The organism is Mucilaginibacter kameinonensis (assembly GCF_003675385.1).
In the GTDB taxonomy this organism is placed as follows: domain Bacteria; phylum Bacteroidota; class Bacteroidia; order Sphingobacteriales; family Sphingobacteriaceae; genus Mucilaginibacter; species Mucilaginibacter kameinonensis.
Map to the genome: position 1 here is coordinate 488,897 of NZ_RCWZ01000005.1, position 21,860 is coordinate 510,756.

19 protein-coding genes are annotated in these 21,860 nt (G+C 43.9%); 3 read left to right on the forward strand and 16 right to left on the reverse strand.

Annotation, left to right across the window (positions count from 1 at the left end):
- Nucleotides 1–7: 7 nt before the first annotated feature.
- From EAH55_RS25145 to EAH55_RS31055, 8 genes are all read right to left on the reverse strand, one after another.
- Entirely contained in the window at nt 8–3,811 is a 3,804-nt protein-coding gene (locus EAH55_RS25145) for a DUF6443 domain-containing protein (protein WP_121812077.1), read from the reverse strand.
- A 31-nt stretch (nt 3,812–3,842) separates the two neighbouring features.
- On the reverse strand, nt 3,843–4,727 hold the full coding sequence (locus EAH55_RS25150) for an AAA family ATPase (protein ID WP_121811968.1): 885 nt from the start codon (nt 4,725–4,727) through the stop codon (nt 3,843–3,845).
- Nucleotides 4,724–5,773: a hypothetical protein gene (locus EAH55_RS25155; protein ID WP_121812078.1), complete on the reverse strand. Its 1,050-nt coding sequence runs from the start codon at nt 5,771–5,773 to the stop codon at nt 4,724–4,726. The genes EAH55_RS25150 and EAH55_RS25155 overlap by 4 nt, the downstream gene beginning before the upstream one ends.
- A gap of 4 nt (nt 5,774–5,777) precedes the next feature.
- The gene (locus EAH55_RS25160) at nt 5,778–6,482 is read right to left on the reverse strand and encodes a hypothetical protein (protein ID WP_121812079.1); all 705 of its coding nucleotides are present in this window, start codon (nt 6,480–6,482) and stop codon (nt 5,778–5,780) included.
- A gap of 20 nt (nt 6,483–6,502) precedes the next feature.
- On the reverse strand, nt 6,503–9,730 hold the full coding sequence (locus tag EAH55_RS25165) for an RHS repeat domain-containing protein (protein ID WP_121812080.1): 3,228 nt from the start codon (nt 9,728–9,730) through the stop codon (nt 6,503–6,505).
- Between the two features lie 496 nt (nt 9,731–10,226).
- The gene (locus tag EAH55_RS25170; protein WP_162997031.1) at nt 10,227–11,174 is read right to left on the reverse strand and encodes a DUF1566 domain-containing protein; all 948 of its coding nucleotides are present in this window, start codon (nt 11,172–11,174) and stop codon (nt 10,227–10,229) included.
- A gap of 243 nt (nt 11,175–11,417) precedes the next feature.
- A complete protein-coding gene (locus EAH55_RS25175; protein WP_121812082.1) occupies nt 11,418–12,152 on the reverse strand; it encodes an HsdM family class I SAM-dependent methyltransferase in 735 nt (244 codons plus the stop codon).
- Between the two features lie 210 nt (nt 12,153–12,362).
- A complete protein-coding gene (locus EAH55_RS31055; protein ID WP_162997032.1) occupies nt 12,363–12,500 on the reverse strand; it encodes a hypothetical protein in 138 nt (45 codons plus the stop codon).
- A 404-nt stretch (nt 12,501–12,904) separates the two neighbouring features.
- Between EAH55_RS31055 and EAH55_RS25185 the strand changes: the two genes are divergently transcribed.
- Both EAH55_RS25185 and EAH55_RS25190 read left to right on the forward strand, forming a co-directional pair.
- Complete coding sequence (locus EAH55_RS25185; RefSeq protein WP_121812084.1) at nt 12,905–13,726, forward strand: SDR family NAD(P)-dependent oxidoreductase; 822 nt, start codon at nt 12,905–12,907, stop codon at nt 13,724–13,726.
- Between the two features lie 46 nt (nt 13,727–13,772).
- Nucleotides 13,773–15,143 (forward strand): aldehyde dehydrogenase family protein, encoded by a 1,371-nt coding sequence (locus EAH55_RS25190; protein WP_121812085.1) that lies wholly within the window; start codon nt 13,773–13,775, stop codon nt 15,141–15,143.
- A 74-nt stretch (nt 15,144–15,217) separates the two neighbouring features.
- Here the strand turns inward: EAH55_RS25190 and EAH55_RS25195 are convergent, their stop codons facing one another.
- The 3 genes from EAH55_RS25195 to EAH55_RS25205 all read right to left on the reverse strand — a co-directional run bounded on the left by EAH55_RS25195 (nt 15,218) and on the right by EAH55_RS25205 (nt 17,584).
- Entirely contained in the window at nt 15,218–16,099 is an 882-nt protein-coding gene (locus EAH55_RS25195; protein WP_121812086.1) for a helix-turn-helix domain-containing protein, read from the reverse strand.
- Between the two features lie 117 nt (nt 16,100–16,216).
- Nucleotides 16,217–16,612 carry a RidA family protein gene (locus EAH55_RS25200; protein ID WP_208644930.1) on the reverse strand — a complete coding sequence of 132 codons (396 nt, stop codon included), beginning with the start codon at nt 16,610–16,612 and terminating at the stop codon, nt 16,217–16,219.
- 18 nt (nt 16,613–16,630) lie between these two features.
- The gene (locus EAH55_RS25205; RefSeq protein WP_121812087.1) at nt 16,631–17,584 is read right to left on the reverse strand and encodes an NADP-dependent oxidoreductase; all 954 of its coding nucleotides are present in this window, start codon (nt 17,582–17,584) and stop codon (nt 16,631–16,633) included.
- Nucleotides 17,585–17,702: 118 nt separating this feature from the next.
- Here EAH55_RS25205 and EAH55_RS25210 point away from each other — a divergent pair, with 118 nt between their 5' ends.
- A complete protein-coding gene (locus EAH55_RS25210) occupies nt 17,703–18,077 on the forward strand; it encodes a winged helix-turn-helix transcriptional regulator (protein WP_121812088.1) in 375 nt (124 codons plus the stop codon).
- A 34-nt stretch (nt 18,078–18,111) separates the two neighbouring features.
- Here the strand turns inward: EAH55_RS25210 and EAH55_RS25215 are convergent, their stop codons facing one another.
- The 5 genes from EAH55_RS25215 to EAH55_RS25235 all read right to left on the reverse strand — a co-directional run bounded on the left by EAH55_RS25215 (nt 18,112) and on the right by EAH55_RS25235 (nt 21,811).
- A complete protein-coding gene (locus EAH55_RS25215; RefSeq protein WP_121812089.1) occupies nt 18,112–18,714 on the reverse strand; it encodes a hypothetical protein in 603 nt (200 codons plus the stop codon).
- A gap of 49 nt (nt 18,715–18,763) precedes the next feature.
- On the reverse strand, nt 18,764–19,735 hold the full coding sequence (locus EAH55_RS25220) for a relaxase/mobilization nuclease domain-containing protein (RefSeq protein WP_121812090.1): 972 nt from the start codon (nt 19,733–19,735) through the stop codon (nt 18,764–18,766).
- Entirely contained in the window at nt 19,725–20,102 is a 378-nt protein-coding gene (locus tag EAH55_RS25225) for a plasmid mobilization protein (protein WP_162997033.1), read from the reverse strand. The genes EAH55_RS25220 and EAH55_RS25225 overlap by 11 nt, the downstream gene beginning before the upstream one ends.
- 223 nt (nt 20,103–20,325) lie before the next feature.
- Entirely contained in the window at nt 20,326–20,673 is a 348-nt protein-coding gene (locus EAH55_RS25230; protein WP_121812092.1) for a helix-turn-helix domain-containing protein, read from the reverse strand.
- A gap of 97 nt (nt 20,674–20,770) precedes the next feature.
- Entirely contained in the window at nt 20,771–21,811 is a 1,041-nt protein-coding gene (locus tag EAH55_RS25235) for a hypothetical protein (RefSeq protein WP_121812093.1), read from the reverse strand.
- Nucleotides 21,812–21,860: the final 49 nt, after the last annotated feature.

Consider the following 21,860-nt stretch of genomic DNA (forward strand, 5'->3'; position numbering starts at 1 on the left):
TCAATATTTATTGCTGTTGTGGTGGCGTTGCACCTTTCTTTAAGTTGCAACCTCGACAAAGGACTTGACCGTTTTCAGGTGTTCCACTTCCTCCATTCGATTTTGGATCAATATGATCCACATTAGTTTCTGTGCCAGAAGGAGTAACTCCCTTTTGTGATTGTTGGCCAGGTGTTGTTTGCACTCCGCAATTTTCACAAACCGTATTACCTCCATTTTGAGCTTTGTTATTCTCTATAACGGTTTTCTTACCTTTTTGTGTAAAACCCTTTCCTGGTCTACTGCCAGGTTCTTGTAATCTCCCTTTCTGTGAGGCCAGTGCATAAGCTCCATGTGTACCAACTACTGCTCCATGTACAATTGCAAGTCCACCAAGTGCAGCAGCAGGTGCAGTTACTTCAACAGCTAATCCACCTGAGCCTACGGTTGCAACAGCTGCTCCTGTGACCGTTCCTTGGCCTCCGCTAACCTCACCAGCACCTTGAGCAATACTTGCTACATCTCCTGCGTCTTGCCCTCTATTAAATGCTTTTGCATTACTTACTAAGTGACCTGCTACTTGTCGAACAGGAAGAAGTCCACCAGTATTATTATCTATAACAGCAGCTGCAAATCCTATGAAAACATCACAAGAAGTACAATCTGGCCACATTCCATCAGGATCAGTAAAACGCATCGGGTCACTAAATGCGTAACTATATGGACTCCAGCGCCTATCTAATTCTGCTTTAGGATCAATCGTTGTCCAACGTGCAATTACAGGGTCGTAGAAACGTGCACCGTAATCATACAACCCCGTCTCTTCCTGTAACTCCTTATGGTTATAAAGATATTCATTTTTAGGAGAAATGGTCTGCTGTGTCGACTGGATTCCATACCCAAAGGCATAGTAATCATTCATCTGTAACAGTTTTGCTGTTTGCTGGGTAGCGTCATTCGGATCAGGTGTCAGCGTTACCCTGGTGTTGCCCAAATGGTCTTTCAGGTCGTACTCGTACACATAATTGCTGCCGCTTTTTCTTGCCCGGCCCTCCTCGGTCTGGATAAACGCGATGGTATTGGTGCTGTTGTCATACTCTATACCGTTCTCGTATTCGGTGGTTGTGGTGTTACCGCCTGCTACCAATATCTTTCTTAGCTTGTTGCCTGCCGCGCTGTACACGTAGGTCACTGTGCTGCCATCCGTCTTGTTGATGGTTTGCGGCAGGTTGAGCATATTGTAGGTAATACTGCTGATCCCTTTGTTCTGGTCTTTCAGCTCATTGCCGTTACCATCATAGGTATATTCATTCGCTACCTTCACCGGGTCCTGGAAACCGAACAGCCCGGAATAGGTTGAAGCATCATCTACCTGATTTACCTGGTAATGGTTATACGTATAGGTCAGCGTATCGATCTGCTTTCTGCCCTGACCAGGAATGTTATCATACCTGCCCAGGTTAGTAATGTTACCCATATTGTCATAGGTCACGTTCTCCCCGTACAGGTTATCTTTAGCCGTGCTGCTGGTGGATACCGCCGAGCGAAGCCGGTTCAGGTTATCGTAGCCGTAATCATAGGTTTGTTTAACCGGTGTTATGGTTGTTCCGCCGATAACAATTGGTGCCGATTTCCAAACCGCGGTGGCAATATTGCCGCCGTATTGTTTGGCTGCCGTGGTAGCACCGTCATAGCTCAGCTCCTCGCCAAACTTATCATTGCTGTCGTTGTTGGTCAGGCCGCCATCGCTGTTCAGGTTGGCATTGTTGATACTGCTCAGCCAGCCCCTCGGGTTATAACGGTAGTCGATGGTTTGCAGGTAGGTTGTTCCACCGTTCTTTGAATGCAGCCCTTTTGTTTTTAGCTGGGCAACTTCGTTATAATCACTCCGGGTCAGGATCACCGAATCCTGCGCAGCATTACTGCCATCCTGTAGCTGGTGAATCGTATTTAGCTTACGCCCCATGTGGTCATAGGTATAACTGCTCCGTTCGGTCAGGGTAAGCACACCGGCAGTGCCATTGGTGTTTTTCAGGTAATGCTTCCGTTGTACCAGCGTGGGCTGTTTAACAAAGTTATATACCGTGCTGTCGGCATCATAGTTATACATGCTCAGCGATGAGCCTCCGCCCACATAATGCTGTGTGAATGATTTGACCACTTGCCCTTCGTTATCATAGTACGGCACGCTCCACAAATAGTCTCCGGTAGTATTCAGCACCAATGTTTTGGAAGCGGTAAGCAGCCCTGTGGTTTGTTTGCTGAACGCGGGATTAGCCGTTTGGTCATAGGCCCCGGGAAAGCTTGGGATACCGGTATAGCTGTCATAATAGTTCACACTTAGCGTGGTTGCCAGGTTGGTACCCGGCCAGCTGTTGGTGGTATAACCGTTGCCGGTGTTTACAGGCGTTTCCCATTGCGCCGCCTGGCCATCAACAAGCCCCTGGATCGTGGCATGGATATCCGTTCCCGCTGTACTGCCTGTATGCTGATAAATGCCGGTGAGCACCGTTCTGCCTATCGCGTCATATTTAGTGATCATCCATTCCTGCGGTGATTTCATCCGCTGCACCGAATCCTGGGTTGCAACCGGCTGATCGAGTTTATTGTAGATTGTATACTCCCAGCCTTTGCCCGGCACCTTCTTTTGCACCAGCCTGTTCCTGGCATCATAACGGTACTGGTAGCAGCGGTTATCAAGCGTTGTTTGGGAAATAACTGCCGGGGCATCCGGATTGGCTCCCGGTGGCAATACAAAGCTCAGGTTGCCCAGATCGTCATACACATAATAGGTCGAGAGCTCTTCGGCTGTCGTGCCCTTGATGTTATAAGTACGTTTCAGTACCACGTGCCCTTCCTTGTCCTTATACTCTTCGGTGGTGTTAAAACAACCATTTGCCGGTTGCCAGTTTTCATTACGCGTAATGGTAACCGATAATTGGTTGGGGCTGTAGGTGGCATTGTTGCCTGCCCGGCTTAAGGTACGGCTTTGATTGGTGTTGATGCCAGCTGTATACAACGCTGCTATCCGGCTACCGTTGTTTCCTGTTACTGCCGTATTAAAAGTGCTGCTCTGGTCATTGGTAGTAAATACCATCCTTACCGAGTGGCTGCTGCTGCCGGCATCGGGTGTTGTGCCCAGCTGCCAGGCCACCCCCGGCGCTCCCTGCTCAATCACCCGGTTCAGCGGCGAGGGCTCAAAGCCTGTTTGCGCGAATGGATACGAGGTATTGGGTATACCATTGGTTTGCTGGGTAGCTCCGGTATTGCCAGGGTTATAAAAAGTGGTGAGCGCCCCGGTCAGAGCGTCGCTTTTATAACTGCCGTCGGTAGTGGTGGCCGCATACGGCAGGTATTTCATCGCTTCCCGCCCGTACGGGTCATACGCAAATGCCTGCACAAGATCTTTTTTCAACGGCGAGCCTTTGATCTGTATGGTTTGCAGCGGCCTGCCCAGCCCGTCTATATATTGTACCGTCTGCATCAGCTCGCAGGTCATCCGGCCGGCAAGCATGGTATTGCTTGTCAAACCCTTTGTCCGTGGCACCGAGGTTAGGATATAGTTCTGGGTATTGCTCAGCGCTATTGTTTGAGGAACGCAATCTTGAGCTGTAATGTAAAAATTCAAGCTGCTACCAGATGCTGCTGTGAAACTGAAGTTTGGGGTCAGCGTGATGCCCGTGTTGTTATAATAAGAACCTGGTGCCGGTGCGGTAGTTAACGTTACCGGCGGTGCCAGGTAGGTTTGTGCCGATGCGCGCATGCTGCCTATGAGCAGCAATAGCAGCAAACAAACCGCAAAATAGCTTTTGTGGTAAGCATTTCTTTTCATGCCTTTGGTATTAAAGTGTGATCAGGTTGGGTTATTTTTTTATTTCCTTTTGAACAGCCGTCAGTTGCTCTTTTAGCGCGTCGATCTGTTTCTGGAGTGTCGTAAGCAGTTTGTCTTTTTCCTTATCCTTTTGCTCGTTCTCTATCGCGTACAACGTCAGCTCTTCCACTTTCTTCATCAGGAGCTTATTCATCTCGCCAAGATTCAGGCCGGCTTTGGCGATCTCCTGCTCTGAGGGAATTTCAGGCAAATGCTGGTTCTTGTCGATATAGGTTTTAACTTCTGTTAAAGATGGAAGTTGATAGTTTAGTTTAAAAACATAATCAGGCCATTGGGAATAGAGTTTAATAGTTACGGTACTCGCGATTACACCACCATTTACTGCAAACTTGTAACCTGTAGGTAAAGTACTCGTACCGATACTGATACCGTCGTTAAAAACGGAGTTTCCGTTTACTGCGATGCCGCTTGATCCCACCTTTATTGCAAACCCAGCACCAACAAGCGGATCAACATAGCTGCCCAAATAATAATGGGACTCGCCAGATGCAGTAATGCCGCCTACAACATCTAATTTGGTTTGCGGTGATCCCGTACCTATGCCAACATTGCCCAACCCATTGATCAGGAATTTAAGACCCGCGGCATTTTGAACTTTGAACAGGTTGTATTGTCCGCCGTCGCCCGCAATGGTCTTGATTCCGGCCAAAGTAGCGCCCCCGCCAAACCCGGCATTGACTCCACCGACCAGAAATAGCGCCCCATCATTCACATTCGAACCTTCTGTATGTACTTCCAATCCACTTGTTGGGCTTGAGGTTCCAATTCCAACGTTTCCACCGGCGGGAAATGTATTTTGCGCGAAGGCGCTTACCGAAAACAGCAATGCGGATAAGGCCAGATATAGCTTTTTCATTTGTTTGAAGTTTGTGATTTGAAGGCATTAAGTTGATTAGTCAGTAATTCGAGATGGTGGGTAAGCGTTTCTATTTGAGTAGCGTAATTTTGATTGATTTTCTTTTGCTCCTTTTCCACCTTGTCTTTCTCTATCAGGTACAGCGTTAGTTCCTCTATCTTTTTCATTAACAGCTTATTCATTTCCCCAAGGTTCAATCCATCCTTAACAATCTCTTGTTCGGAAGGAATTTCTGGTAAATGCTTATGTTGATCGATAAAAGTTTTTACTTCTGTTAACGGACGGAGTTGATACGTCGGCTTAAATACATAATCCGCCCAGCCATTCAGGTCAATCAATACCGATTTAGAATGTATTGTGCCGTTAACATCCAGTTTATTCGCTGGGTTAGTTATACCAATGCCTACATTGCCTTGAACAATCGTCATATACGTATTGGCTGATGTTCCCCATGATTGAACATCCTGATTCGGATCTCTTTCCCACCATGTTCTGGTATTTGTTTGCGGGTTTAAAAATGACACATCAATAGAAATGCCATCGTGTAGCCGGGCAGTAACCCAATCGCTCCCTGCGGAATTTCTTACCAGCCACAAGTTATTTTTGAAGTAGTTGGTACCCGAGGTGCCGCCAATTGAACTTACTAGTACTGCGTTTTTAGCGACACCGCCCAATGGTATAGGCGAGTATACTGTTAGTTTGGCATCAGGATTGGAATTGCCAACCCCTAAATTTCCCGCAAAATAACCCTGTCCATCAGCCCTCACACTAAAATTGGTTGTACCGTTCGTTATACCGTCAAAATAGTAATTGGCTGCATTGTTATTATTGTCAGTAATAGCACGAAAGATGCCCGCGGGATAATAATAGCCTGTCCCAATTTGGTGGCCCGTAAAGAAAACCTGTCCAGAAGAGGTCTGCGCGACAATCTTTGTATTGTTATTTAGCACGTCATTCGCATCGACTGTCACCGTCTTGGTTTGCGCATTGGCTGAGCATACCATGAATAAACTTCCTGCCAGCAATAAAAGTGAAAATATTTTCATAGGATTAATTAGATTTAACTGGTGTTTTGATTTGTTTTTGGAGTTGGCTTACTTCAGTTTTTAACTCAATAAGATATAGCGTCAGTTCTTCTACTTTCTTCATCAGTAGCTTGTTCATCTCTCCCACATCAAGCCCATTTTTGACCATTTCCTGTTCTGAAGGGATTTCTGGTAAATGCTGATGTTGGTCGATATACGCTTTGACTTCTGTTAACGGCAACAACTGATACTCTTTGTTAAACACACGATCTTGCCATCCATTTAGGTCTATCAAGACAGCCTTGGAATGAATAGTGTCGTTAACGTCCAGTTTGTTTTGAGGATTGGTTATACCGATTCCTACATTGCCGGTATAACTGATTCTCATTCGCTCGATATTTGCGCCGTCGCCTCCGGCACCAGTCGCCCAGCTTGTTCTAAATAAGATATTAGTGACATCATCGTAATTGGTTGAAAACCGCATTGCATCAATGGATGCCAGTTCGTTGGCCCCGGAACCAAAAGCCAATTTTCCCAAGCTACTTCCATCACGAGGATTGACGTCTTTATCCAATAGCTGGATTACCGGGGTCGCATTGGTTACCGTTAAAACGGCGGCAGGCCCCGTCGTTCCTACTCCGACATTTCCGGTAGACGGGAACGTATTTTGAGCACGTAAATGTGAGTAACAGGCCACCAACAGAATGGCAGATATAAATAGTTTTTTCATGTGATTGGTCTTTAAAACGGTTATTGTCCTTGGTAGTGGTAATCGTAATGTTTAATGATGTTGCCGTCTTTATCCTTGATGTTCTGCAATCGTTGAAAGTTGTCATATTCGTAATAAGTAGGCATGCCTTTGGGATCTACAGTGCTTTTTAGTCCATTAACGAGATCAAAGAGGTTTGATATTACAAATGCATTCTTTAATGCAGTGTTAGTTCGTAATGTAGCCAAAAATGAATTGACTTGAGCATCGCTGGGGTTGCGGATGTTTCTAAAGGAAGTAACCGCCGTGTTTCCTCCCAGCGCAGTTTGAACAACGCTGTAATCGGCATTATCAATCTTGGCGATCGGATATACACCATTATATCCCCATATATAATTAGTTTTGGGTCCATTTTCTTTAGAAGTACTCAAGACATTTCCTTGGTCGTCATAGGCATAATACCGAAGTCGTATTTCATAAGGATTATTGCGCGTCTGCGTTTCTACTGTTTCTGGAGCGAAAATGGTATTCATCCAGTTTTTATAATTGGTTCTGGTGGACACCATTGGGTTTGAGTTGTTAAATTCGGCTTTTACAATAACCGGTGCAACGATATTGTTGCTGATCATCGCATTGTACGGTGCGGTCGTGCTAAAGTCTGAAGGATAAGATAATACAGTTTTTAATGTGTTTCCTGTACTGTTGTATGTTGTAATGCTTGACGGTTGCGCACTGATAATATTGTATTGATAATTGGTGAGTGATTCTGACAACAGCAACCCATTGGTGTCAAAAGATTGGTCCTTTACCGTATCTACGTACATCCACGCCTTATGAATGAAGTAATAACTGGTGTTGTAGTTCGATCGCTCCCATGAAAGTTGTGTATTGTCAGTTGTTTGACCACAATAGAGACGTATTTTTTCAGTGGCAATGTAGCCGGTATATTGCCCGGCAAAACTTGTGTCTTCGACGTAATGCGTAAAGGTTTTGTGAACGTATTGTCGTTGTCCAGCTTGTATTTTAAATGTCCCCTGATATGTCTCCTTGCCGTTTCTGTAAATTTCGTCCCCAGTTGGAGCGCCCACAATGGCTGTACCGCGAAATATAGCTGCATCTCTGTTTGGTGACACGGTGAATGTATGTTCTATTCCTCCATTCTCGAAGTTTTCTCCAAAGCCTTCCGTTACTTCTTTATAGGTCGCAGGAGTCGGCGTTTTAGATAATGTCAATGGAGCGCTTGAGCTACTAGTTTTAAATGGAAACTCCACAGAAGGCGAGCATGAGCCATATCCCGGGCAGGGCAAGTACATATTGATATTTCTTTCGTAAGGGGGGAGATTTATAGTCGATGCCGAAGATTGGTCGGGGTTCAAAAATTTATTATAGTAGTATTTTTTAATTGTAGGGGTAGTCGAAATGCCATCGTAAGTCAGAATCTTTGCCACACGCACGCCTCCAATTGCTCTATTAAGCATTTGATTTGATACCGTGCCTGCTCTATAAGTTAAGGTAGCTTTTGTTGAAATATGATCGCCAAACAAGTGTATTGCTATTCGATAGGTCCCAGGATTAAGAATGAAATTATTGTTGAGACTTGATCCTGGGTTTACTAAAAAATTCGTAACCATATTTCCACTTGCGTCTCTAATCTCTAATGAAGTATAGCGAGTACTGCTCGGCAATGAGGCGGTTGTAGAGCATGTTGCACTAATGTTAACTTGTTGTTGGTATGCTATTTCCGCTGTCCCCGTAGACACAGTGACAATTTCAGCACTGTTACCAGTAGGGTTATCTGCTGTATGTTTTAGAGTCTGTTCGACTGGGTAAATGGTCGTCATTTGATATGCCTGATTGCCCTCATACACAATACTATCCTTGCCACCTGTCGGGTATGTTATTAAGTTAAGGAGCCCTTTAGAGGCATATAAAGGGTCGGGGTCGCGGTTTGCCGTAGCTAGTGGTAATGCTTGAGCAAAATCGGGGTCCTTCGGCTTTGGAATACCGGTGGTGTTAGAAAATTGCCCATTGAAAAAGCCCCAATAGTCCTGTGCATACGATAATGCAGCAGGGATGGATGAAAGGTCGTTGTACTGAAATTTATGCTGGTGGAGGAGTGCGCCGATGCCATTTTTTTCTGACAATGACATCAGAAACGGCCTTGACCCGGCATATTGGTATTGAAAATCAAATGTTTTGAATAGCGTAGTATAATCCGGGCTATAAACACTTATTGATGACACTAACTTGTCATTATCATCTTGCCTGCCCGTATAGCTGAAGACTATTTTATCTCCGAAAGTCGAAGCGATACTATCAAGCACTACACCAGTAGTGTGAAGCGCATTGATGCAGCTGTTATTTGTAGGCTGGGGCCGACTGACAGTACCACCGCAATAGACTGTCGGATTTGAGCCGGTAAAAACATAGATTGTTTCACTTCTCCCTAATTGATAATCATAAGATAGTGCAGAATAATAAAAGGTAACAACATCGCCATTGGGATGAACGATTCGCTTGAGATACCAGGCGGTAGAGTTATTAGCGTAGGCAGCACCGCAACTTCCGGTATTTTGTGTGTATTCAGTTGCGTCCTCGCCAAAGAAATATTGTTTGCCGTCCGGTGCGGTGATTTTGAATCCTGTAATTGGCGCTTGATTTCCTCCCTGTGTGATCTCTACCTTTAAAGCCATGTTAGAAAGCATGACAGGAACAAGTTTGCGGTTCGGTCCCAATGTATCCAAAATGAATCGACCGCTAAAATTGTCAAAGTTAAAGCTAAACATATCGGGTTGAGCATCTATTGATCCGGATGGACCAACCCCTTGCAAGGGGTCGGGGTTAGCGAGTGCTGATTCAAAGGAAAACAAAGGAAAATCATTATTGTCTCCCAGTTCAGGGATCGGCCGAATTCTTGTTGATTTCTCATCGACACTGCCAAAGACAGTCCTCGTTATCACACCACCTGCATTTAACGCCCATTGATTTCCAACACGGGAGGCAATCTCATCAACCTTGAATCCACTGGTGGCATAATTGATAGAAATTGGCAAAGAAATGTGCTTAGATGAATAATTTACTAGCGAAATGGAAAAATTTGCTGAGCCGGATGACAATCCAGTATTTGCCCCAACATATTTGCCCAATGATGCTGCATTGGGCGCTGGTGGGAGTAGATTTACAACATTATTCTCCTGCGATTTTGCGGCTCCGGTGATGGCACAAAACGCAAGAAAGATAATGGTCTTTTTGAAACTATTATTTTTCATTGAGAAATTAATATGATTTAAGTGATTTAAAAGAAGTAAGTCAGTCGAATACCGTATTATTTACTATGGTATTCTTAATACAGTGGTTTGTTGAAATCTGCTTGTCGAGAAATTAGTTTATGTAGAATCCGCTAAATGAATATTTCATATAGATAGAGAATTACTTATTTTATCTGCGTCAGAGTCCAGTTGGTGAGCGTTCTGTCTAAAACAAGGGCTTAGAGACATGAACAAAAGCTTAGCGAGGGGTTTCTTTTTTTCATTGTGATAGGCTGTTTAGATTAGAGTGTGAGTTAACACTCCATTTGTAAAATATTATTTTAATGTTTTGGCGAAAATACTTATAAAAAATAAGAAAGCTAATAGGTGTTTTGACGGAAAATAATACCGTATAAACACCTAGTAAAATCAAATAGTCTAAGTTTTAACAATAAATTGACGATACTCGCCGATCTCAAAAGGTGTAAAGAGACTTACCAAAATCACCAACAAATGTCTAAAAGCTTCGCACCGAGCAAACTGCTGCATAATTAGAGATGAGAAACTGATCGGGCGTATCGGTTACTGCATCAGTCCCCAAACACCATGCATACCCGGCAGTTGTTGTAGTCGAACTCCAAAAATGTCCTGATGCGAGGCCAAGAGGATTCTCATAGAGATTTTTTTTTATTTGTGATAATTCGTCAATTGATGGTAAATACCAATCGCTATAGCCGTTTTTGTCAAGGCTGTAACTGTACAATGCTGCATAGCCGATAGTTTGATTCGTGCCGTAGGTGGAAACGATTGTAGTAGTATTTGCATTACCAGTACCGATAGCTTTGCTGGTAGTAAACAGAACGCCTGCGTTGCCATCGCCTTTCCATTTCGGGCCACCACCGAAGTTATAAACAAGCGCGTCAAGGTCGGCAACAAGGCCATGCTTGCCGGTCTTATCAACATAAAAAAGGATGCCGCCCTGTACAAACTCGCCATATTCCATGCTGGGGGCTTTGGTGGTAAAAGAGAGTTCTTTGCCATAAATGAGCGGATCCCCGGTAACCGTTCTTGAGGCAATGGCACGGACGTAGTAGGTTGTCCCGCCGGTAAGTCCCGCTCGAATGAATTTAAACTTGCCGCTGAATGGCGCACTTGGTTGGCCGTAAAACTTATTAGGATAATCAGCGATATTGGTGTGTGATTTCGTATCCCAGGCAAACCCGATCTCTCCGTTTGCTCCCAACGGCAGTTCTTTGGTCAATTCTCCTTCAATCGTTGCGTGTCCAGAGGTGACGCCCGAAACGGCAGTAGTTACTACTTCGCCATTGTTCGTTGGCGGCGGGTCGACATGTCCGCCATTGTTCATGTTGTCTAAATTGCCGGAGCCTTTGCCGCAGGAAAGGAATAGGATCATTGCACCCGTCAGCAGAACGGTGTGTTGAAGCAGAAATAGTACTTTTTTCAAATTGAGTGTTGGGGTTTAGTACAGCTCTAAGTTCGTGCGCTCTATTGCCCCATCCAATTCACTTTGTGCATACTTTATGCAAGATTTGCATAAAGTATTATCTTTTGATTAGAGGAAACATTATTGGTTTCCTCTAGCATGTATGTTTGCAGATTTTTGCAAGCATGTGTGGATTGCAGAAGAACTTTATAAATTAATAATGTTAAGGTATTAGAAAAACGCCGGAATTACCGGCGTGTATGTTTAGAGTTCATCAAACAAATTTCCTTGTACTCCTCTTTCTGACGGCTGTCGCATTGACTCGGAGGGATCGGTAACTGCTTCCTGTGAAGGGTTTTCCTTCGAGCGCAGCCAGATTCTGCTTTGCTCAGGATCAGTAAAGGGTTTGTAGTAGGGATGATGGTGACCATTTAAAAGAACGGTACCGATAACGTACCCGTGGAAGAATTTGTTGGAAAGCGAATCCATGTGCGCAATCTCACCCGTCAACGAGTGCAATAGCATGTTCATCAAGGCCATTTTGCAACACAGCGGATCAATGTCTGCGCCGTAAAAGAGTCGGTGCCGGTTGCGCTTTGCCGCCGACAACAGCATTCTTCCTGATCCACAGGCTGGGTCAAGTACCATGTCTCCTTGTTTTGCATTGCTGTCGTAAACAAGAGCAGTTAGCAAATCCTTTATTGGGCCAGGAGTGAAGAACTGCCCGTTTCTGCCTTTTGATATTAGGGTTTCACACAGTTCTCCTAAAGGGTCATTGAAGTTTTCGGAAAGTTCCCCTACTTCGATCAGCATCTTCGAGAGCAGTTCCCGCTTTGGATGGTTGATGAGTGTTTCAAGTGCCGGTTTCTGCTCTTCGGCTGTTTCGTGATATCGAAACGCTAAGAGAAAATAATCAAGAAAGTCATTAAGGGCAGCAGCTTCGTTTTGCGTGTACGCGAACTGTTCAAAGAGGATCAGAAGTTTGTTGATATTATTCATATCGGTACCAATGGATAGGGATGTAAAAAATAAAACATGCTATCCTACCGATAACCAGGCTTTTTGACCGGAGCCCAAAATGGTGGCTGGTTTTTACCCCTATTACTTTAGATATGGTTGCCATCAGTCTTTTTACCTTGTCGATCCACTGCTGGATCTTCGCATCATCATAGCGTTTATTAGCTATTTCAATACGGACTGCTATTCTGTCTATTGTTTCCCTGTATTGCTATAAAAGGGTTTTAGAAACTCCGGTATTTCAGTTTCTACGAAGGTCATTTTGACAACGAAGCATTGTGTCAACTGTTCCAACATCGTTATCTTTTCTTCTAATTCTTCTTTTTGCATAATAATTGATTTAAAATTTATCCAATCGTCCATTCTTTGAACCATTTTATCAAAATAGTTGAGCCGATTAGAAAAACTCCGATTCGGTGCCCTTGGTACCTTTGCAATGGTGAAAGGGCCAGTAGTGGAATTAACCAATTGCGGCCCTCTCATTGACATCGTTACAGTACTTATTTTAATTATTGAGTCTTCTCTGGTAAAATCGGGACTAACAGTCTGCTGACGGGATACCATACTAAACGTAAATCCCAACCCGGATTCACCTATTGACCGGGTTCTTATGTGGGCTTTAAAGCTATGATTCTTTTATAGAAGCTGATCCCAAAAAACAATGGCAGCGAAGCCTTCACTCAGTGAATTGAATCGACCCTGTGACCATAATTAACAATTTAATCTGATTTATAATGAAAAAAACAGTTTTTATCACGGGTGTATCCACAGGATTTGGGAAACTTTGGACCGAAGCTCTCTTGAAGCGAGGCGATAACGTGGCTGCTACATCCAGAAACGCGGAGGCACTTGCCGACATGGCCGAACAGTATAAGGAGCAACTTTTGCCAATCACATTGGATGTTACAAACAGAGGCGCTGTAATAAAGGCCGTGCAGCAAGCAAAAAACCACTTTGGGAATCTCGATGTGGTTATTAATAACGCGGGCTACGGCGTTTTTGGCGCGATCGAAGAAGTTGGAGAAAAAGAAATAAAAGACGTTTTTGAAGCCAACGTATTTGGCACGCTCTGGGTAACGCAAGCCGCATTGCCAATTTTCAGAGAACAGGGACGCGGTCACATCATACAGCTTTCAAGCGTTCTCGGAATTTACAGCATACCTACGCTGGGAATCTATAACGCAACCAAGTTTGCTGTGGAAGGGTTGAGCGAAGCATTGGCCGGCGAAGTTAAGGACCTGGGCATCCACGTGACGATGATTGAACCCAACGGGTATACTACGGAGTTTGGGGGTTCTTCTGCAATTTATGGAAATGGAATACCTGCCTATGATCAGGTGAAGTCAAAATTGGGTGAAATAGAAGGCGTATCACCTGAAGATTACGGTAACCCGGAGGCCACCGTTCCGGTAATCTTGGACCTTATAGATAACCCACAGCCTCCGTTACGCCTGTTTTTTGGAAAGATCGGATTTAAAAAAGCACAAAAGGTTTATGCGGAAAAAATGCAGACCTGGAAGACATGGAATCATGTATCAGAAGCGGCACAAGGCTGATCCTGTATACATCACCACTATTAAATAATAATTAAAAAATAACTGTATGAGTTTTCAAACTATCAATCCCGCAACAGGGGATTTGCTAAAAGAATTTCCTCTTCAGACAGATGAACAAGTTATTGCTGCACTGGAAACAGCCAACAAACGTTTTCATGAAGACTGGAAATTAAGAACCGTTGCCGACCGCATTGCAGTTGTTGCGCGGGCAGGGAAGATTTTAAAGGAAAAAAGAGAAGAGTTTGCCCATTTAGCTACTTTAGAAATGGGAAAAATTTTGCGATATAGCTATCTAGAGGTTGATTTGGTGATCGGCATTTTTGAATACTATATAAAAAACGCGGAAAAGATGCTTGCTCCACATGCTATCGTGGAAGAAAAAGAGGCGAGCATCATATCAGAACCCTTAGGTGTGATCCTGGCGATCGAACCTTGGAACTTCCCGTATTACCAATTAGCCCGCGTAGCTGTACCCCAATTAATAGCGGGCAATGTGGTACTCATGAAACATGCCGAGAATGTACCGCAATGCGCTCTTGCCTTCGCCAGGCTATTTGAAGAAGCTGGCGCACCTGCAGGTGCTTATACCAATTTATTCTGTAGCGTAAAACAAATAGGATTGTTGATCGATGATTTCAGGGTAAGGGGTGTGGCGCTCACCGGCAGTGAACGTGCCGGAATCTCCGTTGGGGAACGAGCCGGCCGGAACTTGAAAAAAGTAATCCTGGAACTGGGGGGAAGTGATCCTGCATTGATTTTGGAAGGCGCTTCACTTGAGTTTGCAGCAGAACAGGTACTCATGGGGCGGACCTACAACTCTGGCCAGGGTTGTGTAAACATTAAGCGTGTAATTGTGGTGGGGAAACAGCGCGGTGAGAAAATGCTCAGTTTGCTCAAGGAACAGTTCAACAACATTAAAGTTGGCGCCCCAACCGACGAGGCCACCACATTAGGTCCGCTAGTTAGTGAAAAAGCACTCCAGGGATTATTGGGCCAGATCGAAGACGCAAGATTAGCAGGCGGAGAGATTATTGCAGGTGGCAAACGGGTTGACCGTCCGGGTTTTTATCTTGAACCAACCATTATTACAAACATCACCGGAGATAACCCGCTGTATAAACAGGAGGCATTTGGCCCTGTATTGTCTTTCTATGTCGTAGATACTGAAGAGGAGGCGATACATATTGCAAACGACATAGACTACGGCCTGGGAGCATATATATTTGATATGGATACCAAACATGCGCTGGAGGTTGCGGCCCGTATAGATTCGGGAATGGTTTATATTAACTCTTGCTTTAACGACGCACCGCATTTGCCTTTTGGAGGGATTAAAAACTCAGGCTTTGGCCGGGAGTTATCAGAACTCGGTATTGGTGAATTTTTGAATCGTAAAATGATCCGTGTCGCTCACTAATCCGGTCAATTGGTATCTTTGAGAATTGGCTTTAAAGAAGTGGTCTATCGATGCAAAATTGATAGGCCATTTCTTTAATCTTTATAGGCAAGGGTTTTGCGAAATTCTGTTGGCGTTGTACCCGAAAATTCCTTGTATACCCTTACAAAGTGCGAAACATTCTCAAAGCCTACTGATAAACCTATTTCGGTAACTGGCCAATCAGTTGTAGTGAGCAATTCTTTCGCTTTATTGAGTCGCTTTTCTTTCAGAAACTGTGCCGGTGATGTTTTATAAATCGTATTAAAATCTCTCTTGAAACTGGCCAGACTCCTTCCGGATAAATAGGCAAGATCCACGAGTTTTAATGGATTCATGTAATTCTCTTCAATTACATGTGCAATATCGCCCACGATCTGTTTTTTGAGCTGGATAAGCTGTAGGAGCAGATTATGATCGGTCTGCGCAAGATCATAAAGCAATTCCGTTATTTTGATCCGCACCAGCCCCTTATCAATTTTCGCAGTCCCGTTGAAGTAAGCTTTAATAGAAGTAATAAAAGACAGCAAGGGTTCTGTTACCGGCATAACATTTACGCTGGCTAACTCCTCCGTTTTTATTGTTTTGATCCCTGATGTCTTCATAAAGTCTGATAAAAATTCATCCTTTAGGAAAAACATGACGCTGTCATACATATCGCCGGTATCCGCCGAACCAGTTTTATCATAGGTTATGCTGGTATTCTTTTTCAATAGCACCATTTCATTTTTGAAAACAGTATAAATTCGTTTGCCGTGTGTAATGCGGTTAACCCCCTCCAGCACAAAAAGCAGCATGTGGTCTCTAAGAAACATCCCTCCCCGCTGATCCGCCTCATTATGCGCGCAGGATTCAACTACATCCATCGAATCGATGGACAGATGTTTTCTGTAAAACGGAGCACCAATGAGTTCCTGGGGTACTGTGGTGGCTTTCATACGATGACACGAATATGGTGCCAAGGTAAACAGTTTTCCCCAAACGTACAATCTACCAGGTAAGCCAACGCACGCTTTGCCCGATAGATTGTACAGGCTTGTACCTGTTATGTAAACCTAACTTTTATTGATCATTGCAATGACTTCAATTTCTAACAACAAATCTTCTCTAATGAACCGGCTTATCTCAACCGTTGTGGAAGCTGGCGGTTGAGAAGTATTCACATACCTGTCTCTTACATTTTTGAATAAAGTCAGATTAGAGATATCTGTTAAATAATTATTCAATTTAATAACGTTATTAATACTTCCTCCAGCCTTTTCCACTATTTTTTTGATAGAAGAAAAAATAAATTCGGCTTGTTGCTCAAAATTGCCTTTCCCAACCGTATTCCCTTCCGCATCAATCGCGACCTGGCCTGACATAATAATCATCGTTGCAGAACCGAGATCAATTTCTACATATTGAGTATATCCTGCACGTGTAATATCATTGAAGCTTATCATATTCATTTATTTGGATGATTAGTTCTAAATTTTCACTACAATTTTACCCCGGCTATTTCCAACTTCCTGATGCTGATGCGCCTTAGGTAACTCTTCAAAATCGTAACTTGCGCTTATATGAGAACTAATTATTCCCCGCTCCAATAACGAGGCTATCTCCTTCATGTCATGCCCATTGGAAGCCACGGCCATATGATAGCCATGAACTTCCTTCATACTTGCCGCTTCAGCAATAGCACCTTCAAAATCGGTTAAGAGACTTATTATCCTTCCTCCTTTTTTGGCAGCTTTAATAGAACGCAATAAATGATCCCCGTACATTGGATCAAGTACAACATCAGCATCAGTTACAAGCTCCTCAACCTTTTGATTCTGGTAATCGACAAATTCATCCGCACCAAGCGATAGCACAAATTCTTTGTTATCAGCCGAAGCTGTGCCTACAACATATGCGCCCAGGTGTTTGGCTATTGGTACCGCGTAATGCCCCACGCCGCCGGCAGCCGCATGGATTAGTACTTTCTCACCGGGCTTTAATTTAGCATGGATCGCCAGGGCTTGCCAGGCAGTAAGCGCCGCAAGACAAGCCGCGGCAGCTTGCTCAAAGGATATATTATTGGGCTTAAGCGCCACCTGGGACTCAGGTGCTGCAACGTATTCGGCATAGGCATTTCCGGCACCTCTAAAGTTAATCAAGCCAAATACGGCATCCCCTATTTTAAAATCCTTTACATCCTCCCCTATCTCTTCTACTATACCCGCCACATCCCATCCCAGAATGAATATATCCTGGCCAGCTTCGGGCAGTATAAAGGTTTTAAGGGCATTGATGTCTTTCCTTACATATATATCAACCGGATTGATGCTGATAGCCTGTACTTTTATCAGGACCTCATTGGCTTCTATGCGGGGTTTGGTTATTTCTTCCGGGCGCAACTTTTCAATCCCTCCCGTTTGTCTCAATAAAAATGCTTTCATGACTATTTCCTGTTTATTATTATACGGTTACTTATTATTTTTATGCCACAAAATTATCTGGCTTGGGATATTAACCCAAATCTGCAACGAATTGTAAGGAGCTTACAAAATTGTAATCATGAAAAAAACAAAGGTTAGTTCAACGAATCAGGTCAACAAAAATTATTTGGAGGATATTTGTATGGGAGCTTACGCACTTGGCATTATTGGAAGCCGTTGGAAACTTTCTATTTTTTTTAATCTTAAGGACAGGCCCATGCGTTTTTCAGAACTCAAGTACTCACTCAATGGCATCACAGAACGGATGCTCGCGCTCAATCTTGCTGAAATGGAAAAGGATAAGATCCTGACCAGAATAGTATTTGCAGAGGTTCCCGCAAGGGTAGTTTACGAATTGACGCCAATTGGAAAAGCTTTGACAGCAGTATGGGATCAGCTGGATAATTGGGGTAGACAACATAAAGATCTTATATCCGCAGATGCTTTACTGTAACACTCCCTTTTCTACACCAATGTAAGAAAGTAACTTATTTATCTGACCTCGCTTTTTCCAAGTTATCTTTTGCCGCTTTCTCTTCTTTATCCGCCTGCTCTAACTGGGCTTGAGCTGCAATAATCGCCTCCCGCTTTTCCATTTCTTTTTCTGCCTGTTGGTTTAAGGCATTCGGGTCGGTTGTTAACTTTTTTTTGATGGTTTTAGATACTTCAGGATACAACGCCTTAACCAGCCAGAAATTATAGGCTTCATCGTTTAGCCTGTCATTCTGGTGATTCAGGTACAAAGCCGTACCAACCGACAAGGATGTTGCCACAAAGCAAACTACTACACCGATAATCAGGCTTGTTGACCAGGCTCCGAAATGGTGACTCGTTTTTACCCCTATAACTTTAGGCACTGTTGCGACCAGTTTTTTTACCTCGTCGATCTGTTGCTGGATCTTCGCATCGTCATACCGTTTATTAGCCGTTTCAATCCGGGATGCTATCCTGTCTAATGTCTCCTTGTATTGCTGTAAAAAAATTTTCAGAAACTCCGGCATTTCGGTTTCTACAATGGTCATCCTGGCAACGAAACCTTGTATTAACTCTTCCAGCATCGTTATCTTTTCTTCTAATTCCTCATTTTGCATAACACTTCATTTTAAATTTTATTCAATAGTTTAATTTATCTCTACCTGCTTACCCCTGTGATTGCGAATGTTCCGCTTCATGCTTCTTTCGTTTTCTGCGGGCTATATCCGCATCACCCATTGGGTCTGGGGCCGCTGCGACAAATTGCGGCTCCAATAGAATTTGTAGCAAGCCTTTACCGCTATCAGGACTATGGCGGTACTCCGCCCGTACGCTTTGCCGGATAGCCTCTCGTAACTGGCTGGCCAGTGACGGCTCATTGGCTTGTCTTGCTGCGTGGTATTGTTGTACCTGTTGGTTACGGGTTAAAGTCGCATCTATTTGGGCATAGCTTAAACTGCGGTCAATGGCAGAGCCTTTCATTTTAACGTCGTCCTTTTCAAAAGAAACCCCTTGTACCTCGCTGGTACCGCTACGAAATTTATAAGCGATCTTAATGCCCTGTTTTGCCAGTGCCGCTTCCAATTCTTTCCAGGTGGTTGCTGTTTTCATTGCGGCTTTAATTACATCATAAAGTTCATACCTGATCTTCTCTTTGCCTTTTAAGGCTTGGCGGTTTACCTGTTCCTTACCTTCGCCCAAATGGTAGCCATATTTCAGGGTGATTTCCTTACAGGCTTTGACATTTTTAGCGAAATTGTTTTTATCGGAAATTGTCTTGCCGTTATTATCCACACGGTTATAAATCAAATGCAGATGCGGGTGTTCCCGGTCGCTGTGCCGCACCACTACAAATTGCGTATCTCGGATGCCTACTTTTTCCATGTATTCCTTTGCCCGTTCTACCATGATGTCATCACTCAGTTTGGCTAAATCTTCCTTGCTCCAACTTAGCACCAGGTGGCCAACTGCTTTACCCAGTTCCGGCCGCATCTTGCGTTGCAAGTTAAAGTCGTGCGCCAGGGTACTGGCGTTCTGCATTCGTACGCCTTCGGCTGCCAGTATCTTAGCTTGCTGCTTATCCACCACATAGCGGATACAGCCACCGAAGCTTCTTCCTGTAATTGGCTTACCCATCATGGCTACTGATTTTAGTTAATAGTTCTTCTATCTGTCTTAGCATCGATCGGCATTTTAAAGCCAGTGAAAATAATCCTGCCACGTTTGCCAGATGTGTCAATTGGTTAAGGTTGTTTGCCAGCCCTGCCAGCATCCTGAACCAGCCACTTTCTTCCGTCGTGAAGCGTGGAAAAACCTTGGCGCTTTTAGCCGCCCTACGGAACCATTCACTAGGCTTCAGCCCTGCGTTTTTTGCCCGGCCTTCAATCAAAGTCCTTTCGGTAGGAGTTAGCCTCACCATCAAAAGGTCGCTCCGACGGATCGTTTTCTTTGGCCTTCCCGGCGTGCGCCGCTTTGGTAATTTGTTATTTTCCGCAGTTGCTTCCATGTGTTCATTTCCCTCCTGATTCTTGAAAAAACCGACCAACGGGAGCGAGTTCCGGATCATCCCTTTAGGGTGTATCCGGGTTTTTGTATAGCAAAAACATTAACTCGCTCCACTATGTCGCTAATGCTCCTTGTGGTAGCCGGATACTTCGTATCTGCTTCTCGCGACTTTACCATTTGGTTTGATTTTATATTTCGGGCTAAAGCCCGAAATGCTCATTTGCTTAAAAAGTTTTGGGATTTTTTCGAGAGGCGGTCAACTGCTGTACCGCCTCTTCTCTGATCTCGTCTGCTGTCTTCTTCCGGCCAGACTTAATCCATTCCGTCAATTCGGATCGATAGAAATACAGCCGCTTGCCGCGCTTATTCACGGGGATTTCTTTACGGCATACTTTGCTGTAAATTGTAGGTACGGAGAGATTTAGAAATTTGGCAGCGTTAGAAATGGTCAGGAGTTCTTCGTGTCTGGGTGGATGCTCATGTTGATGAAGTAAAAGCTGTTCGATGCTTTCAAGCTTATCCTGAAGTTTGCTTACCGCTTGAGGTAATTGGTCAAATGTTAGTGTTTCCATTGCGCATTATTTGTTTAATGCTGCAATTGTAGCGGCTTGTTTTGCTGGGTTACAAGAGGGTAAGCTGTAACCTCACTGCAACCCACTCATTTCTTTGTTATCTTTTGTTACGAGGCGTAGGTAGGATATAAAATTTATCCTCCTTTTGTTCAATTTTAAGGATAGGGGATTTGCAGGGACGGGTCTTGGTAGACATTAGACCGTTGAGATAGCCCTCTGTTAATTCCCTTGCTTCGGCTTGATTAGAAAGATAGTTAAATTTAGGAGCGATCCATCGCTCCAAGTCTACCATCTGGCAACCTACGATAAGCCGGGCATCAAATAATTGTTTAAATGCATCGGCCAACTGATTGCCAAAACCACGGAAAACCAACGGTCTCTCCGGTGCCTCATCTGATAATAACAGCCTTTCAAGTTTGAAGTGATCTGCGGAAACAAAATACTCTCTTAATAAGTCGAGCAGTTGCGAGGCAATACCCGGTTTAAAAGTCGGGTAGCGATCTATTGATTTAGTGGGTGGTTCATTTTCAAACACCGTTACCGGTTCTTTACTTATTTCTGGTTCTGCCGGCGCGTCAGCCTGAATAGCTTCCTTTTTGCCATGAAGTGATTTTTGAAAATCTTCAAATGACAGATGTTCTTTGATCGAATTTTCAGCATCATAGATTAGCTCCATCAGAAACTTCTCGCGTAACTTAACAGAATCACCCAGATCTTCCGCAAATTTGGAAGTCACTTCAATATCAGCGCTGTCAGACTGAAGATTATTAACAATGAATAAATACTCCAAACGGATAGAAAAAATGAAAGAGCGATCATAAACCAACTTCATTTCCGAATAGTGCTGGTTATAATTCTCCCAAAACTCTTTAAACCGGCTTCGAACTTTAGACAATTCAGCCAACTGAAGCTTAATGCGCTCTTTATCTAAAGTAATCAGATCAATAAAAGCCATATCCTTTAACACCCTTAGTTCGCTCCTGTAGGAAAAGGAATCATAATATTGGGTTTGGTAGGTTAAATCATAGGCTCCAACATGCTCTTTGTCATTTGTGCCTGATTCCATTTGCATATCGTCCTCGACGATACGAAGATCAAAAGTTTGGATGCGAGTTAGAAATTCTTTTAGATGCTGCATAATTGTTAAACCGATATGACACTATTGACAGCAAAACGGGATTCCGGTG

What these genes read in the sequence shown, in the direction of transcription:
- EAH55_RS25145 (WP_121812077.1), bottom strand. Translation starts at nt 3,811, where the DNA reads ATGAAAAGAAATGCTTACCACAAAAGCTATTTTGCGGTTTGTTTGCTG.
- EAH55_RS25150 (WP_121811968.1), bottom strand. Translation starts at nt 4,727, where the DNA reads ATGAAAAAGCTATATCTGGCCTTATCCGCATTGCTGTTTTCGGTAAGC.
- EAH55_RS25155 (WP_121812078.1), bottom strand. Translation starts at nt 5,773, where the DNA reads ATGAAAATATTTTCACTTTTATTGCTGGCAGGAAGTTTATTCATGGTA.
- EAH55_RS25160 (WP_121812079.1), bottom strand. Translation starts at nt 6,482, where the DNA reads ATGAAAAAACTATTTATATCTGCCATTCTGTTGGTGGCCTGTTACTCA.
- EAH55_RS25165 (WP_121812080.1), bottom strand. Translation starts at nt 9,730, where the DNA reads ATGAAAAATAATAGTTTCAAAAAGACCATTATCTTTCTTGCGTTTTGT.
- EAH55_RS25175 (WP_121812082.1), bottom strand. Translation starts at nt 12,152, where the DNA reads ATGAATAATATCAACAAACTTCTGATCCTCTTTGAACAGTTCGCGTAC.
- EAH55_RS31055 (WP_162997032.1), bottom strand. Translation starts at nt 12,500, where the DNA reads ATGCAAAAAGAAGAATTAGAAGAAAAGATAACGATGTTGGAACAGTTG.
- EAH55_RS25185 (WP_121812084.1), top strand. Translation starts at nt 12,905, where the DNA reads ATGAAAAAAACAGTTTTTATCACGGGTGTATCCACAGGATTTGGGAAA.
- EAH55_RS25190 (WP_121812085.1), top strand. Translation starts at nt 13,773, where the DNA reads ATGAGTTTTCAAACTATCAATCCCGCAACAGGGGATTTGCTAAAAGAA.
- EAH55_RS25195 (WP_121812086.1), bottom strand. Translation starts at nt 16,099, where the DNA reads ATGAAAGCCACCACAGTACCCCAGGAACTCATTGGTGCTCCGTTTTAC.
- EAH55_RS25200 (WP_208644930.1), bottom strand. Translation starts at nt 16,612, where the DNA reads ATGAATATGATAAGCTTCAATGATATTACACGTGCAGGATATACTCAA.
- EAH55_RS25205 (WP_121812087.1), bottom strand. Translation starts at nt 17,584, where the DNA reads ATGAAAGCATTTTTATTGAGACAAACGGGAGGGATTGAAAAGTTGCGC.
- EAH55_RS25210 (WP_121812088.1), top strand. Translation starts at nt 17,703, where the DNA reads ATGAAAAAAACAAAGGTTAGTTCAACGAATCAGGTCAACAAAAATTAT.
- EAH55_RS25215 (WP_121812089.1), bottom strand. Translation starts at nt 18,714, where the DNA reads ATGCAAAATGAGGAATTAGAAGAAAAGATAACGATGCTGGAAGAGTTA.
- EAH55_RS25220 (WP_121812090.1), bottom strand. Translation starts at nt 19,735, where the DNA reads ATGATGGGTAAGCCAATTACAGGAAGAAGCTTCGGTGGCTGTATCCGC.
- EAH55_RS25225 (WP_162997033.1), bottom strand. Translation starts at nt 20,102, where the DNA reads ATGGAAGCAACTGCGGAAAATAACAAATTACCAAAGCGGCGCACGCCG.
- EAH55_RS25230 (WP_121812092.1), bottom strand. Translation starts at nt 20,673, where the DNA reads ATGGAAACACTAACATTTGACCAATTACCTCAAGCGGTAAGCAAACTT.
- EAH55_RS25235 (WP_121812093.1), bottom strand. Translation starts at nt 21,811, where the DNA reads ATGCAGCATCTAAAAGAATTTCTAACTCGCATCCAAACTTTTGATCTT.